Here is a 15,537-nt window from a genome sequence, read left to right as displayed (position 1 = left end):
GGATGATGCCCCGATGATGGGAACCTCTCTGCTGCTCTGTCAAGGCATGTGTGGAGAAGAGCAGTTGGCGCGCGAGGGGTTGACCTTTAACGAGTTAGGTATACGGTTCCGGCCACATGAACCATGAACTTTGAACCATGGACCATGAACCATGTCCCGACGACGATGTCGGGGGAGGGAGCCGCACGATGCATGGGATGAAGAGGCGTTCGCTGCTGACGGCATCGGCCTTCGGCGCCGTCGGCGCGCTGCTGCCGGATCTCGCGCGACCGGCGGTGGCGGCGGTGCCGGCGGTGGCCGGTGAGGCGGCGGTGTCGGCGGCGGTCGGCGAGGCGACGGCCGCGTGCACCGGCAGCTACCGCGCCGCGTACCACTTCACGGTCCCCGACCAGTGGATGAACGACCCGCAGCGCCCGGTCTGGATCGACGGCGAGTACCACTACTACTACCTCTACAACTCCGACTACTCGACCGGCGGCACGACGGCCGGCACCGCCTGGCGCCTGGCCACCAGCACCGACCTCGTCACCTTCACCGACCGGGGCATCGCCGTACCGAAGAACACGACCCCGAACGGCGACGTCTGGTCCGGCTCGGCGGTGATCGACACCGGCAACACGGCGGGCTTCGGCGCGGGCGCGGTGATCGTCCTCGCCACCATGGCACCCGGCGACGTCACCCAGGCGCAGTACCTGTACTACTCGACGGACGGCGGCCGTACCTTCACCAACCACGGCACCGCCCCGGTCCTCCCCAACCCCGGCGTACGGGACTTCCGCGACCCCAAGGTGATCCGCGACGAGGAGCGCGGGCGGTGGGTGATGCTGCTGGCCGAGAACGACAAAGTCGGGTTCTACCACTCGGCCGACCTCAAGGCGTGGACGTACGTCGGCGGCTTCATCAAGGGCGGCATCGGCGTCCTGGAGTGCCCCGACCTGTTCCGTATCAGGGCGGAGGACGGCACCTGGAAGTGGGTCCTGGGCGTCAGCGCCAACGGCAAGGGCTCAGGACTGCCGAGCACGTTCGCGTACTGGACGGGTTCCTTCGACGGGACGACCTTCACCGCCGACGCGTCCGATCCCCAGTGGCTGGACCACGGCTGGGACTGGTACGCGGCGGTCACCTTCGACAAACGTGACGCGAACGGGGCCCTGGACCCGGCCGGGCGGTACGCGATCGGCTGGCTGAACCACTGGGACTACGCGGGCACCACGCCCACGATGGAGTGCGACGGCTTCAACGGCACCGACTCGATCGTCCGTGAGATGCGGCTGCGGCGCGCGTCCTCGGGTACGTACTATCTGGCGTCCCAGCCGGTGGCGGCCCTGGACGACCATGTCTCGCGCACGGTGAACCTCGGCGACATCACGGTCGACGGCTCGCGACTGCTCGACTACACGGGTACCGCGTACGAGTTGACCTGCGACATCACCTGGGCCCAACTGACCGGCGCCGGGCTTCAGTTGCGGCGGTCTTCGGACGGCGGGCGGCACATCGACGCGGGGGTCTACGGCGACTACGCCTTCGTCAACCGCGGTTACACGATCGGCCCGGACGTCTCCGGCCGCTGGCAGGAGAGCCGGACGCCCTTCGACCGCTCCGCCGGCACGGTCCGCCTGCGGATCCTCGTCGACCGCACGTCCGTCGAGATGTTCGTGGACGACGGCCGCTACGTGCACTCCACCGAGGTCTTCCCCGACCCGTCCGACACGGGACTGGCGCTGTTCACGATCGACGGGCAGGCGGTGTTCCGGAACACGGTGATCCGGGAGTTCGCGGTCTGACCCGACGTGAGGCGGTGAAGCAATGGACGGGCGCGGGCGCACGCGCCGGCGCAGGTTCGAATCCTGTCGTCCGGGCTACTACTGTCGCGCGCATGGTCGAACACGATGCCCTCCAGAAAACCCACAGCACCCACAGCACCACCACCGCCACCACCCACACCCGCGACGCGTACGACGCCGTTGCCACCACCTATGCCGACATGTTTCGCGACACCCTGCGGGACCGGCCCCTGGACCGGGCGATCTTAGGTGTCTTCGCCGAGGCCGTTCGGGAGAGCGGGGACGGCCGGGTGGCGGATCTGGGGTGCGGGCCCGGTCATGTCACCGTCCATCTGGCCGGGCTGGGGCTGTCGGTGTTCGGCGTCGATGCCTCGCCCGCGATGATCGAGCTGGCCCGGGAGGCCTGTCCCGGCCTGCGGTTCGACGTGGGCGCGATGGAGGCGCTGGACATCGCCGACGGCGCACTGGGCGGCGTCCTCTCCCGTTGGTCCGTCATCCACATTCCGCCGCCCGAACTCCCCGCCGTCCTGGCGGAGTTCCACCGGGTGCTGGCCCCCGGCGGTCATCTGCTGATCGGCTTCCCGGCGAGCGAGGACGCGTCGCATCCGACCCAGGTCTACGACCACGCGGTCGCACCCGCCTACCGATGGTGGCCCGAGCACCTCGCCGCGCTGCTGCGCGACTCCGGTCTGGAGGAGGTGGCCCGTATCGTCCGCGAGCCCCAGCCCACCGACCGACGCCAGTTCCGGGAGGTCCAACTGCTCGCCCGCAAGGCCCAGCCCGACGCTGTCTGATCCCCTGGTGCCGATCCAGGTACCCCTGTCGCTGAGGGCGTGCAGGGGGAGCCGGGATCGGCCGGATGCGGTCTGTGCACGGGCGGGTGAACGCCAGTAACTTGTGCGGCCTTCGCGTCCTGGGGGGTCTCGTGAACGGTCTCCGTACGGTCGTTGTCTGTCTGTTGATCGCGTGTGCGGCGGTCGTGTCACCGGCCGGGGTGGTGACGTCGGCCGGGGTGGTGACGTCGGCTGGGACGGTGACGTCGGCCGCGGCTGATACGACGGCCGTGTCCGTCGCCTCGGCCGCGGTGGTGAAGCCGAGTTGGTCGGCGCTGCCCGTGCCGGCCGCTGCCCCGCCGGTGACCGTCTCCGACCTCGCCGCCCGCGGGCCGCGCGAGGCGTGGGCGACCGGGTTCGAGCAGACCGCCGACGGTCCGCGGCCGACGCTGTACCGGTGGGACGGCACGGCATGGAGCCGGGACACCACCTTCCCCGGCGCCGATGAGCCGGGGACGCTCCGCAAGGTGCAGTTCGTCGGCGACGAGATGTGGATTCTTCATGTCCGCGCGGGGGAGGGGGAGATCCTTCGCCGGACGGCGGGCGGCTGGAGCACCCTCCCGCTGCCGGGCGCCCTGTGGACCTACCAGGACTTCGCCGCCGTACCGGGCGGAGCGTGGGTGGTCGGCGAGGACGCGGGCGGGCTGAAGGTGCTGCATCACGACGGTTCCGGCTGGACCGCACAGCCCACCCCGGACGGCGTGCTGTACCTGATGGGCATCACCGCCCGTACCGCCGACGACGCCTGGGCCTGGGCGACCACCGACACCGGGACGGCCGTCCTGCGCTGGGACGGCACGGTGTGGCGGGACGCGCGGGTACCACTGCCGTCCGACAGCAACATCCACACCATCCTCCTCGAACCGTCCGGCCGGGCCACGATCGGCGGCAGCCAGTACGTCGACGGGGTGGCCCGCACCTACCTGATGACCTTCAACGGCCGTACCTGGCGCACGAGTTACCCACCGCTGGGCGACACCCACACGGCGGCCGTCGTACGCGGCCCGGACGGCGCGCTGTGGCTGCCGGTGCGCAGCGACCGCGCGTTCCAGTCGAAGTACGCCCGCGTGGACGGCGCCCGCACCACCTTCTCCTACGGTCCGGAGCGCACGAACGCCATCGACGTCAAACCGCGCGCCCTGGCGCGAATCGGGCCCTCGCTGCTGTCCTTCGGGACCGTCGAGATCTACGGCTCGAAACCGAACCTCATGAGCGAGCGGCTGGGAGGCTGACCATGGTGCGCAGACCGATGCCACGCAGATCGATGGCACGCGGACCGTTGGCACGCAGACTGTTCGGCGCGGCTCTCGCCGCCGCTCTCACCTGCGCTTTCCTGACCGGCATGGGGTCGGGGTCGGCGACGGCGGAAACCCCGTCCTGGCGGCACGTTCCGGTCCCGGCACAGGTACGCCCGCAGGCCGCGCTGAACGAGGCCGTGGCGTTCGGACCGGACCGGGCCTGGGCGGTGGGGGCCGACGCGGTCGGCCGCGAGGCACCCGGCTTCCCGCTCGTGCTGCGCTGGGACGGAACCGCGTGGCAGCGCCAGTCCCTGCCCGGGATCGGCTGGCAGGGAGAGCTGCTGTCCGTCGCCGCGACCTCACCGGCCGAGGTCTGGGCGGTCGGCCGCGACACCGCGGGCGGCACCCGTCTGCTCCGCCACCACGGAGGCGCCGCCTGGTCCGAGAGCCCGCCGCCACGCGGTGTCGCCGTCACCAAGGCCGTCGCCGGCGGTGGTGAGACCTGGCTGCTCGGGACGCGGGACGGCGTGCCGGCACTGCTGCGCCGGGCCGGGGGCAGCTGGCAGGACATGCCGGTGCCGCCGGGCGCGGTGTACGGCCTGCACGTCCTGGCGGCCGACGACGTCTGGGCCGCGGGCGCCACCGACGCGGGCGCGGCCGTGTCGCACTGGGACGGGCAGGAGTGGCGGCAGACGATCGTCGACGGCTTCCCGAGGTCGGTCGTGAGCAGTGTGCTGGCGGTCTCGCCGACGGAGGTGTGGGCCGGTGGCACCGCCGGGTTCGTCGGCGGCCCGCCGGGCCGGCCGATCCCGCCCCTGCTGGTCCGCTTCGACGGACAGACCTGGAACCGGGTGACCGTACCCACCACCTTCGGCACGATCGGCTCACTGGCGCCCGCCCCGTCCGGCACGCTGGGCTGGGTCTCGGTGGCCCGCTCCCAGAAGTGGGGCCCGCCGGGCAGCACCCCGCCGTTGGTCCCCGGGCCCGCCTTCCTCGCCTGGGACGGACAGGCGTTCACCGCGTACGACGAGCCGGTGGTGGCCGGGGAGGGCGGCTCGTCGGTGCTGCGGCTGGCGCCCGTACCGGGCACGGCGTCGGTGTGGTCGGTCGGCCGCGCCGACGGGCCCGAGGGCACGTTCGCGCCACGGGTCCTGCGGTTCGGCTGAGGAGGCGGTCACGCGGGCTGCGGGGTGAAGGAGCGCATGACGTCCGCTCCGGGGCGGACGACTCCGTAGCTGCTCTCCGGGACCTCGTTCCAGGCGCCGGGCAGATCGCCGAGGGGCTCGGAGACGATCAGACGGGTCTCGTCGGAGACCTCCCGGAGGAAGGCCAGGTCGGGGTGGAGCGAGCGCAGGGTCTCCACCCGGGTGCTGTAGAACAGCGAGCGGGACGTCTTCTGGCTGGAGTAGCGGAAGGCCCACAGCGCCTGTCCGTCCGTCACGGCGATCGTCATCTGGAGCGGGAACTCGATCCCGTGCTCATGGCCGGTCCGCTCCACCAGGCCCGCCATCCGCGCGACGGCGCCCGGCGGGTCCTCCTCCAGGCCCAGGGTGAGCGCCAGGTAGAACATCAGCTCGGAGTCCGTCGATCCCTCGACGCAGGCGAAGAACTCCGGGGCGACGGCCAGCGAGAGGTCCCGCCGGACCAGGTGGAAGTCGGCGATCGCCCCGTTGTGCATCCACATCCAGCGGCCGTGGCGGAACGGGTGGCTGTTGGTCTGCTGCACCGCCGTACCGGTCGAGGCCCGAATGTGGGCGAAGAACAGCGGGGAGCGGACGTGGTCGGCGATCTCCCGCAGATTGCGGTTGCTCCACGCCGGACCGATGTCGCGGAAGACCGCGGGTGTCTCCAGATCCGGCGAGTACCAGCCGATGCCGAACCCGTCACCGTTGGTGGTCTCGACGCCCAGCCGGGAGTGCAGACTCTGGTCGATCAGGGAGTGCGCCGGCCGGTAGAGGATCGTGTCGAGCAGGATGGGCGTTCCCGAATAGGCGAGCCACCGGCACATCGGCTACCGCCTTCCTGGCCGACGGCCGGACAAGCCGTGCGGGACCGTTGGGTGAACCGGCCCTCCCATGGTGGTGCGACCACCCGTTGATCGCCACAGGACGCGGCGTGGGAGGGGGTTGGGGGGGTGGGGCCAGGGGTCCGGGGCCCGGGGGCGCGGGAGGTCGGGAGGTCGGGAGGTCGGGCGGTCCGGGGCCCCGGGGCCGGGCGGTCGGGAGGTTGGGGGTCTCGGAGGCCTGGCGGCGGGGGGCCAGAGGTTGAGTGGCCGGGAGGCCGGAGGGCCGGCTGGCCGGGCGGCCGGAAGTTGGGAGATCGGGGAGGCCCGGAGGACTGGTGTGGGCGGCCGTGTGCGGGCGGTCAGCCGCGGTAGCCGCGCAGCTTCCGGTACAGCGTGGCGCGGGCGATGCCCAGGGACGCCGCCGCGCGGGCCTTGTTCCCTCCGTTGCGGCGGAGGGCCTCCAGGATGGCGGAGCGTTCGGCGTGCTCCATGGGGCTCAGCCGCCGCGCGGCAGGACCCTCACGGACGGCGTCCGGCAGTTCGGCGCGCCGGACGGGCCCCGTCGCACGCCGCTGCTCGGCCAACGCCCTGACGACATGGACGAGTTCGGTGACATTGCCGGGCCACGGATGCTGTTCCAGGGCGCGCAGGGCGTCCAGCGTCCAGGTGAGCGGGGGCTGCCCGGCCGCCGGCTTCGGAGCCAGCGTGGCCAGCAACTCCCTGATGTCCTCCGGCCGTTCACGCAGCGCGGGGAGGGTGACCGAGCGGGCGGCCAGGGTGTCCAGGAGCCGCTGGAGGCAGGGGCCCGGCGGGGTTCCGGGGGTGTAGGTGACCAGCAGAGGGGCGCCCGGGTGGGTGTCGAGGAGTGAGTTGAGGGCCGCGGTGTGGGGTTGCGCGAGGCGCTCGACATGGCGGATCAGCAGCGCGTGGCCGTCCGCCAACTCGTCGATCAGAGGACCGGGTTCACCCTCCGCCGCGTCGACCACCAGCAGTTCGGGAGCCAGTTCGCGCGCGAGCGCGGTCTTCCCGGTGCCACGCTCACCGACGAGCAGCAGCGGCTCCGACGACCGCGCCAACTCCGTCGCGCGCCCCACCGCGTGCCGCCACGGCACCGAACGCCCCGCCAACGCCACGACACCCCGCCCGACCGGAGCGCCCCCACCTTCCTCCAACACCTCCAACACAGCCACCGCACCAATAACAGCCCCCCGATGCGTCACGGTCGCGACCGTAGCCCAACCCCGCACACCGTCCGGCAACCGAATCCTGTAACCACGGGTCCGCGACATGCCGCCCTGCGCCACGTCGGTGTCGCCCACCCCTTGGGGCACAACCGAGAACGTCGCCCCGGCAGCAGCAGCCTCTGGCGCGCCCGAGTCCGCCTCCGCCACCGCAGTAGGCACGCCTTCGGAAGCGGGAACGCTCGTACCCGGCCCGGCTACGCCCCCTACACCAAGGCCCAACTCGGCGCCGTACTCCCGTTGGGGCACGGCCGAGGGCGCCGCCCCGGCAGCAGCGGCCTCTGGCGCGCCCGAGTCCGCCACCGCAGTAGGCACGCCTTCGGAAGCGGGAACGCTCGTACCCGGCCCGGCTACGCCCCCTACGCCGAGACGCGACTCGGCGCCGTACTCCGGTTGGGGTGCGACCGAGGGCGTCGACGCGGCAGCAGCGGTCTCTGGCGTGCCCGAGTCCGCCTCCGCCACCGCAGTAGGCACGACCCCGGAAGCGGGAACGCCCGTACCCGGCCCGGCTACGCCCCCCACACCAAGGCCCGACTCGGCGCCGTACTCCGGCGCGTCCGGCGCGGCAGCCATACCCGGCGCACCCAGCCCACTCGGCGCACCCGGCGCACCCGGGCCAGGCGCCCCCGGCACACCCCCACCACCCCACCCCCCATTCGCGTCCCGCACCACCGCCGTGACCTGGCGCTCCAGCGTGTCCAGGCCCTCCGGTGACAGCAGGCGCCCCGCGGCCTCGTTGAGCAGGCGGTTGCGGCCGTCGAGGGCGACGACGGCCCGGTCCCGCCCCCGGTCCCGCGTGGCCCGCAGGTACGCGTCGAGGAGGACCCGCTCGGCCGGCTGGGACCGCGCCAGCAGCTCCGCCTCGACGGCCCCGGCCGCGGCCTCGGCGAGGGAGGCCCACGGATGCGGAGGGCAGTCGGCGCAGAGCCCGGAGGTGACCGTCACCGTGCCGAGGGTCCGCCCGGTCTCCGGCGCGAGCACGGGCACGCTGACCGAGGACACGTCCTGCCACAGATCGAGGAAGTGCTCCGGCCCGTGCACCTCGGAGCGCCGGCGCGTCCGCAGCGCGAGCGCCGCGCTGTTGTGGCCGACCACCTGCTCGGAGAGGTCCTCGCAACACGGATCACCCGGCGCGCACCCGGTCGCCCACAGCACCCGCAGCCGCTCGTCGGTCAGCAGAAGCGCCGTCCGCCCGCCGCCGAAGGCGGAACCGAGCCGCTCCAGCACCGGCCGCGCCGCCGCCAACAGCGCGGACTCGTCTGGCCGTACGGAATCGCGGGGAGGGTCGCCCGCCGCGCCCGGCCCGCCGTGGAGGACGCCGTCGTGGCGTACGCCGAAGAACCGGGCCCGCCGCCAGGCGGCGACGACCTCCTCCGGTACCCCGTCCGGCAGTTGGCGCCCTTCGAGGAACAACTCACGGGCCCTGCGCAGCGCCGCCAGGGCAGGGTGGACGGGGAGATGCTCTGCGGTGGTCACGACAGCACTCACCGTACCCGCCGAGGTTGAAGAGGCAACAACCGCCCCGAACGCCCCCGTACGACCCCCGCCCCCACCCCACTACTCGTTCCCTCCCCACCCCACCCCCTCCCCTCCCCGTCCGGCAAACCGCACGCACTGTCTCTTATTGAGACACCCACGCTCCCGCGCCGCCCTCCATGATCATGAACGGTCGGTGCCTGTTCTCATGCCCCCTGGAGCGTCCCCCGTGCACACCGTCGAGCCGGTCACAGATCCCGTCACCGAGCCGGTCACAGATCCCGTCACCGAGCCGATCGCAGAGCCGGTCGCAGAGCCGGACGTCGTGACCGACGTACTGATCGTGGGCAGTGGCCCGGCAGGCGCCGCCGCCGCGCTCGCCCTGAGCACGTACGGCGTCCCGAACATCGTCGTCACCCGCTACGCGAGCCTCGCGGACACGCCCCGCGCGCACATCACCAACCAGCGCACCATGGAGGCGCTGCGCGACCTCGGCGTCGAGGACGAGGTCGTCGCGAAGGCCACCCCGCAGCACCTGATGGGCAACACGACCTTCTGCACCAGCCTCGCGGGGGAGGAACTGGGCCGGGTCCGCTCCTGGGGCAACGACCCGCTCGTCCAGGCCGCGCACGAACTGGCCAGCCCCACCCGGATGTGCGACATGCCGCAGCACCTCATGGAGCCCGTCCTCGTCGACGCGGCCGTGGCCCGAGGCACCCACCTGCGCTTCAGCACGGTCTACAAGTCCTTCGCGCAGGACGCCGACGGCGTCACGGTCACCGTCGAGGACCGGCTGCGCGGCGACGAGTACACCATCCGCGCCAAGTACCTGATCGGCGCCGACGGCGGCCGCTCCCAGGTCGCCGAGGACGCCGGCCTGCCCATGGGCGGCCAGATGGGCGTGGCCGGCAGCATCAACATCGTCTTCGACATGGACCTGTCGAAGTACACCGCGCACCGCCCGTCCACCCTCTACTGGGTGCTGGCCCCCGGCGCCACCGTCGGCGGCATCGGCGCGGGCCTCGTGCGCTGCGTACGGCCGTGGAACGAGTGGCTGATCGTCTGGGGCTACGACGTCACCGCGGGCGCCCCCGACCTGACCACCGAGTACGCCGAGTCGATCGTCCGCAGGCTGGTCGGCGACGACGAGATCCCGGTGACCATCAAGTCGTCGGCGGCCTGGACCGTCAACGAGATGTACGCGGAGACGTACGCGAACGGCCGCGTCTTCTGCGCCGGCGACGCCACGCACCGCCACCCCCCGTCCAACGGCCTCGGCTCCAACACCTCCATCCAGGACGCCTACAACCTGGCCTGGAAGCTCAAGCTCGTCCTCGACGGCACCGCGTCCCCGGCCCTCCTCGACACCTACACCGCCGAACGCGCCCCGATCGGCAGGCAGATCGTCACCCGCGCCAACAAGTCCATCGGCGAGACCGCCCCCGTCTTCGAGGCCCTCGACGGACTCTCCCCGCAGACCCCCGAACAGCTCTGGGCCAACATCGCCGCCCGCAAGGACGCCACCGAGGCCGCCGAGAAGCAGCGCGCGAGGCTCCGCGAGGCGATCGCGTTCAAGGTGTACGAGTTCAACGCGCACGGCGTCGACCTCAATCAGCGCTATTCCGCCGAGAGTTCCGCGGCGATCGTCCCCGACGGCACACCGGACCCCGGCTTCGACCGCGACCCCGAGCTGTACCACCAGCCGACCTCCCGCCCCGGCGCCAAACTCCCGCACGCCTGGATCACCTCCGGCACCCGCACCCTCTCCACCCTCGACACCGTCGGCCGGGGCCGCTTCACCCTGCTCACCGGCATCGGCGGCGCCGACTGGATCCGGGCCGCCGAGGCCCAGGACCTGGAGATCGCCACCGCCGTCATCGGCCCCGGCCAGGAGTACGAGGACCCGTACGGCGACTGGGCCCGCCTCCGCGAGACCGCCGACGGGGGAGCCCTCCTCGTACGACCGGACGGGTACGTCGCCTTCCGCCACGCCACCGCGGCCGCGTCCCCGGCGGACGCCGAGCGGCTGCTGACGCAGGCGGTGCGGCGGATCCTCGGCCGTGCCTGAAAGAGGGTGACCGCGGTTTGCCTGGAAAGGGACAACAGTCGTAGGAGTGGGGCATGACCACCGAATTCACCACCCGGATCACCGAGGCCGTCGTCGACAGCCTCGACGGCACGGCCGACCCGCGACTGCGGGAACTGCTCGCCGACCTCACCCGCCATCTCCACGCCTTCGTCCGCGAGACCGAGCCGACGATGGCCGAGTGGGAGCGGGCGATCGCCTTCCTCACTGCGACGGGGCAGGCCTGCACGGAGACGCGCCAGGAGTTCGTCCTGCTCTCGGACGTCCTCGGCGTCTCGATGCTCGTCGAGACGATCAACAGTGGGACGATCCGCGGCGGCAAGGGCGACGAGCACCGGAGTGAGAGTGACGAGCACCGGAGCGAGGCGCCCGGCGGCGTGACCGAGTCGACCGTCCTCGGCCCGTTCCACATGACCGAGTCACCGGTCCGGGAACTCGGCGCGGACATCGACCTGGTCGGCGGCGGCGAACCGTGTGTGATCAGCGGGCGCGTGCTGTCCCGGGACGGCACCCCGCTGCCCGGCGCGGTCCTCGACGTCTGGCAGGCGAGCGCCGAGGGCTACTACGACGTCCAGCAGCCCGAGGTCCAGCCGGCGGGCAACGGCCGCGGGCTGTTCACGGCGGATGCCGACGGCCGCTTCTGGTTCCGTACCTGTGTGCCGAGCCCGTACCCCATCCCCACGGACGGCCCGGTCGGCGACCTCCTCCGGGCGACCGCCCGGCACCCGTACCGCCCGGCCCACATCCACTTCATCGTCTCGGCCGAGGGGCACACCCCGGTCACCACGCACATCTTCGTGGCCGGCAGCGACCACCTCGACTCGGATGCGGTCTTCGCGGTGAAGGACAGCCTCGTCCAGGACTTCGCGGAGACCGACGACCCGTCCCTGGCAAGGGAGTTCGGCATCCCGAACCCGTTCCGTCACGCCCGCTTCGACCTGGTGCTCAACGACCGGACGCTCGGGGCCGGCGTACACAACTCGGGGCGTGCGTGATGGAGTTCGAGTACGAGGCACGGCCCATGCGGGTCGTCATGCGCGTGGGCGCGGCGGTGACGGCGGTCGCGGGGGAGGCCGAACGGCTGGGCCTGCGGCGGCTGTTGGTGGTGTGCGGCCCGAGGGGCGCGGAGACGGCGCGGGCCGTCGCGGACTCGCTCGGTGACGCGTGCGCCGGACTGTTCACCGGGGCTCGCCAACACCTACCGGTGGAGGTCGCCGACGAGGCGGAGCGCGCGGCGCGGGCCGTGGACGCGGACGGCTGCGTGGCGGTCGGCGGCGGCTCGGCGATCGGACTGGGCAAGGCGATCGCCCTGCGCACCGAACTGCCGCTGATCGCCGTGCCGTCCACCTACTCCGGCTCCGAGATGACCCCGGTCTGGGGCCTGACCGAGCACGGCGCCAAACGCACCGGCCGCGCCCCGTCCGTCCTGCCGCGCAGCGTCGTCTACGACCCCGAACTCACCCTCTCCCTCCCGGTCCCCCTCTCCGTGACCAGCGGCGTCAACGCGCTGGCCCACGCCGCCGAGGCCCTGTACGCGCCGGACGCCTCGCCGCTGGTGTCGCTGACGGCGGAGGAGGGCGCCCGGGCCATGGCAGGCGCGCTCCCCGGCGTGGCGGCCGACCCTGGCGACCTGGAGGCGCGCGGCCGGGCCCTCTACGGCGCCTGGCTCTGCGGCAGCGCGCTCGGCGCGACCACCATGGGTCTGCACCACAAGCTGTGCCACGTCCTCGGGGGCACCTTCGGCCTCCCGCACGCCGAGACCCACACGGTCGTCCTCCCGTACGCCCTCGCGTACAACGCCCCGGCCGCGCCGGCCGCCATGACGGCTCTGGGGCGCGCCCTGTCCACCGACGACGCCCCCGTGGCCCTGTGGACCCTGGCGGGCAGCCTCGGCGCCCCTCGCTCCCTGGCCGAACTGGGCCTGCACGAAGGCGACTTGGCGAAGGCCGCGGCTCGGGCGACCGCCGAGGCGTACCCCAACCCCCGCGAGATCACTCCGGCGGGCGCCCTGGAGGTCCTGAGAGCGGCGTACGGAGGCGGCCGACCTCCGACCTGGTCCTGACAGTCACCGACGGGCCGCAGACCACCACAGATCGATCGAACACACAAGAAACCGAAAGGTGATCACCATGGCCCTCGGACTGCTCCGGCGGCGCTTCAGGCATGCCCCCGGAGGCGCCCCGGCCGCCACGTTCCCGGTCCCGGACGGCGCGGGTGTCGTCCTGCGCGAGGTACTGGACCCGGTGAACCAGCCGATGGGCGCGGCCGATGTGACGGTGACGGAACTGCGCAGCCATCGCGTGGCCGCACGCGGTGCGACGGACCCGTACGGCTTCTTCACGGCCGTGCTGCCCCCGGGCACCTACAGCCTGCTGGTCATGGCCGAGGGCCTGGAACCGCACCGCGAGACGGTCGAGGTCCTCCCCGACGCCGGTGTCTCGCGGGAGCGGGTGTGGCTCCGGTCCGCGAGGGCGCTCGAACTCCCGGCCCCCGGCACCTGGCTCTTCGACCCGCCGCACACCGCGATCCGCTTCATCGCCAAGCACGTCGGGATGGCCCATGTGCACGGCCGCTTCGAACGCTTCGAGGGCGGTCTCGCGATAGCCCAGGACATGACGCAGTCCCGCGTCCACGTCCGGATCGACGCGTCCAGCATCACCACGGGCAACAACACCCGCGACACGCACCTGCGTTCCGCCGACTTCCTCGACGTCGAACGCTTCCCGTACATCGACTTCGCCGGCACCCGCTTCGCCTACCGCGGCGGCAGCAAGTGGACCCTCCAGGGCAGCCTCACCATGCACGGCGTCAGCCGCTCCGTCTCCCTCGACACCACCTACCTCGGCACCGTCAACGGCGGCTACGGCGAGGAACTCCGCTGCGCCGCCCTCGCCAAGTCCGAACTCCACCGCGAGGACTACACCCTCAACTGGCGCTCCATGCTCGCCCGAGGCATCGCGGTCGTCGGCCCCACCATCCAACTGGAACTGGACGTCCAGGCGATGTACCGCACCCACGACACCCCCACACCGCCGGAATAGCCCGGATCGCCGATGTGTGTAGAGGCCAGCTGACGTCTTCTGCCTTGTGGACGTGCGAAGAGCACTGACAGAGCATGGACAGGGAATACATCCGGGCGGGGCACCTTCTCCGCACTCAGCGGCTCTCAGGGAGGCAGCAAGGCATGGACGCGCCTCGGAACAGCCACAACAGCACACGACTGGTCGACATCTCCTCGGTGCCGACCGGTCGGCTGAAGGTGGTGGCCCGGAAGGACACGGTGCTGGGTCACACCGTCCGACGTCACCTGGAGGAACGAGACGGTGAGACGAGGACGACCGATGTCGTCTTCGACAGCGCGCTGTGATGCGGGAGGAAACCGGGCCCGGGGGTTTACCCGTGGTCCCTCTCCGGCAGTTCCTGCTGAAAATACACAGCTTATGCAATTTGTCCTGCGACTACTGCTACGTATATTTCGCCGCCGACCAGAGCTGGCGCCGACGACCCACGTCGATGCCTCTCGACACCGTGCGACAGGCCGTGGACCGGATCGCCGAACACGTCCGTGAACACCGGCTCCCCGAGGTGCGGATCATCCTCCACGGCGGAGAACCCCTGCTCGTCGGCAGGGCGCGCCTCGAAGCCGTGCTCACCGTCATCGAGGAGCGGCTCGCCACCACGGTACGGGTGCACTGCTCGATGCAGTCGAACGGCACCCTCCTCGACGAGGAGTTCCTCGATCTGCTGCGCCGCCACCACGTGGGCGTGGCGGTCAGCCTCGACGGTTCACGCGTGGCACACGACCGGCACCGGCGGTACGCGAACGGCCGTCCCAGCCACGCCCGGGTCGCCGCGGCCCTGCGTCTGCTGAACAGCCCCCGGAACAGAGACCTGTTCCGGGGGCTGTTGTGCACGGTGGACCTGGCCAACGACCCCGTCGAGACGTACGAGGCGCTGCTCGACTTCGCCCCGCCCCGCATCGACTTCCTTCTGCCGCACGGGACCTGGGAACATCCGCCGCCCGGCCTCGAACACCGCGGCGTACCCCCGGCCCGGCCCCCGCTCCGCACGCCGCCGGACGAGCCGACACCGTACGCCCGCTATCTCATCGCCGCGTTCGACCGCTGGTTCGACGCCCCCCGCAAGGAGACCCAGGTCCGGATGTTCGAGGAGATCCTGTCCGGGGTGCTCGGCGGAACCGTCAACACCGAGGGGCTGGGGCTCGCCCCGGTGGACCTCGTGGTCGTGGAGGCCGACGGGAGTCTGGAGCACTCCGACTCGCTCAAGGTCGTCGCCGAGGGGGCACCCGAGACCGGCCTCGACGTCTTCCGGCACTCCTTCTCCGACGCCCTCACGACGGAGACGATGCGCGGCAGACAGGCCGGCCTCCTCGGCCTCGGCCCCGTCTGCCGCCGGTGCGCGCTGGTCGACACCTGCGGAGGAGGCCTGTACGCGCACCGCCATCACCCGACGACCGGCTTCGCCACCCAGTCCGTCTACTGCCACGACCTCGCCGTTCTCATCACCCACGTCGGCTCCCGTGTCCGCACGGCGATGGCACAGCTCACGGAGGCTCCACCGGAACGCCCGTCAGCCCTCTCCTGAGCCGGAGCGCGACTCAGGGCGCACGCACAACGGTCGTGCCGCATTCCGTGAACAAGCACGCGGTGAACGGGAGTTGGATGCGGAGATCGGGGGAAGCATGGATTCGGGTCCTGCCGAAAAGGGGCCTGTCCGGCCGGACAGGGGTATCGTTCTCTGTCTCGGCACGACTCAACCAAGGCCAAGGCTGAGGGGTACCGGTTGGGGGGTGAGGAGGTGTGGGAGGCGACCGAACCGCGTGCACTTCCGCCGGTGTCGGCCCCCTTCCGAGG

At 71.9% G+C, this 15,537-nt stretch carries 12 protein-coding genes; 10 read left to right on the top strand and 2 right to left on the bottom strand.

What is annotated here, in order from left to right; genetic code table 11:
• Positions 1-188 precede the first annotated feature (188 nt).
• From ACZ7MG_RS22155 to ACZ7MG_RS22140, 4 genes are all read left to right on the top strand, one after another.
• Positions 189-1,784 (top strand): glycoside hydrolase family 32 protein, encoded by a 1,596-nt coding sequence (locus ACZ7MG_RS22155; RefSeq protein WP_471391132.1) that lies wholly within the window; start codon positions 189-191, stop codon positions 1,782-1,784.
• 92 nt (positions 1,785-1,876) lie between these two features.
• A complete protein-coding gene (locus tag ACZ7MG_RS22150) occupies positions 1,877-2,578 on the top strand; it encodes a class I SAM-dependent methyltransferase (protein ID WP_471391135.1) in 702 nt (233 codons plus the stop codon).
• Between the two features lie 131 nt (positions 2,579-2,709).
• A complete protein-coding gene (locus tag ACZ7MG_RS22145) occupies positions 2,710-3,849 on the top strand; it encodes a hypothetical protein (protein WP_471391138.1) in 1,140 nt (379 codons plus the stop codon).
• Positions 3,850-3,896: 47 nt separating this feature from the next.
• Positions 3,897-5,021 carry a hypothetical protein gene (locus tag ACZ7MG_RS22140; RefSeq protein ID WP_471391369.1) on the top strand — a complete coding sequence of 375 codons (1,125 nt, stop codon included), beginning with the start codon at positions 3,897-3,899 and terminating at the stop codon, positions 5,019-5,021.
• 8 nt (positions 5,022-5,029) lie between these two features.
• On the opposite strand, the gene ACZ7MG_RS22135 is transcribed toward ACZ7MG_RS22140, so the two are convergent.
• Both ACZ7MG_RS22135 and ACZ7MG_RS22130 read right to left on the bottom strand, forming a co-directional pair.
• Positions 5,030-5,863 carry a class II glutamine amidotransferase gene (locus tag ACZ7MG_RS22135; protein ID WP_471391141.1) on the bottom strand — a complete coding sequence of 278 codons (834 nt, stop codon included), beginning with the start codon at positions 5,861-5,863 and terminating at the stop codon, positions 5,030-5,032.
• Between the two features lie 356 nt (positions 5,864-6,219).
• Complete coding sequence (locus ACZ7MG_RS22130) at positions 6,220-8,577, bottom strand: helix-turn-helix domain-containing protein (protein ID WP_471391144.1); 2,358 nt, start codon at positions 8,575-8,577, stop codon at positions 6,220-6,222.
• 295 nt (positions 8,578-8,872) lie between these two features.
• Between ACZ7MG_RS22130 and ACZ7MG_RS22125 the strand changes: the two genes are divergently transcribed.
• The 6 genes from ACZ7MG_RS22125 to ACZ7MG_RS22100 all read left to right on the top strand — a co-directional run bounded on the left by ACZ7MG_RS22125 (position 8,873) and on the right by ACZ7MG_RS22100 (position 15,268).
• Positions 8,873-10,645: an FAD-dependent oxidoreductase gene (locus ACZ7MG_RS22125; protein ID WP_471391372.1), complete on the top strand. Its 1,773-nt coding sequence runs from the start codon at positions 8,873-8,875 to the stop codon at positions 10,643-10,645.
• 53 nt (positions 10,646-10,698) lie between these two features.
• Positions 10,699-11,658, top strand: coding sequence for a dioxygenase family protein (locus tag ACZ7MG_RS22120; RefSeq protein WP_471391147.1), 960 nt, complete (start codon positions 10,699-10,701; stop codon positions 11,656-11,658).
• Entirely contained in the window at positions 11,658-12,725 is a 1,068-nt protein-coding gene (locus tag ACZ7MG_RS22115; RefSeq protein WP_471391375.1) for a maleylacetate reductase, read from the top strand. Before ACZ7MG_RS22120 ends, ACZ7MG_RS22115 begins: the two co-directional genes overlap by 1 nt.
• A 67-nt stretch (positions 12,726-12,792) precedes the next feature.
• Entirely contained in the window at positions 12,793-13,704 is a 912-nt protein-coding gene (locus ACZ7MG_RS22110; RefSeq protein WP_471391150.1) for a YceI family protein, read from the top strand.
• Positions 13,705-13,847: 143 nt separating this feature from the next.
• Entirely contained in the window at positions 13,848-14,030 is a 183-nt protein-coding gene (gene fxsA / locus ACZ7MG_RS22105) for an FxSxx-COOH cyclophane-containing RiPP peptide (protein ID WP_471391153.1), read from the top strand.
• The gene (locus ACZ7MG_RS22100) at positions 14,030-15,268 is read left to right on the top strand and encodes an FxsB family cyclophane-forming radical SAM/SPASM peptide maturase (protein WP_471391156.1); all 1,239 of its coding nucleotides are present in this window, start codon (positions 14,030-14,032) and stop codon (positions 15,266-15,268) included. The genes fxsA and ACZ7MG_RS22100 overlap by 1 nt, the downstream gene beginning before the upstream one ends.
• The last annotated feature ends 269 nt before the right edge of the window (positions 15,269-15,537 follow it).

The sequence above is a fragment of the Streptomyces sp. NPDC107538 genome (assembly GCF_055657445.1).
This window is presented reverse-complemented; position numbering and strand designations above follow the sequence as displayed.

Excerpts from the sequence above, each read along its gene's own strand:
- ACZ7MG_RS22155 (WP_471391132.1), top strand. The coding sequence starts at position 189 with ATGCATGGGATGAAGAGGCGTTCGCTGCTGACGGCATCGGCCTTCGGC.
- ACZ7MG_RS22150 (WP_471391135.1), top strand. The coding sequence starts at position 1,877 with ATGGTCGAACACGATGCCCTCCAGAAAACCCACAGCACCCACAGCACC.
- ACZ7MG_RS22135 (WP_471391141.1), bottom strand. The coding sequence starts at position 5,863 with ATGTGCCGGTGGCTCGCCTATTCGGGAACGCCCATCCTGCTCGACACG.
- ACZ7MG_RS22120 (WP_471391147.1), top strand. The coding sequence starts at position 10,699 with ATGACCACCGAATTCACCACCCGGATCACCGAGGCCGTCGTCGACAGC.
- ACZ7MG_RS22115 (WP_471391375.1), top strand. The coding sequence starts at position 11,658 with ATGGAGTTCGAGTACGAGGCACGGCCCATGCGGGTCGTCATGCGCGTG.
- ACZ7MG_RS22110 (WP_471391150.1), top strand. The coding sequence starts at position 12,793 with ATGGCCCTCGGACTGCTCCGGCGGCGCTTCAGGCATGCCCCCGGAGGC.
- fxsA (WP_471391153.1), top strand. The coding sequence starts at position 13,848 with ATGGACGCGCCTCGGAACAGCCACAACAGCACACGACTGGTCGACATC.
- ACZ7MG_RS22100 (WP_471391156.1), top strand. The coding sequence starts at position 14,030 with ATGCGGGAGGAAACCGGGCCCGGGGGTTTACCCGTGGTCCCTCTCCGG.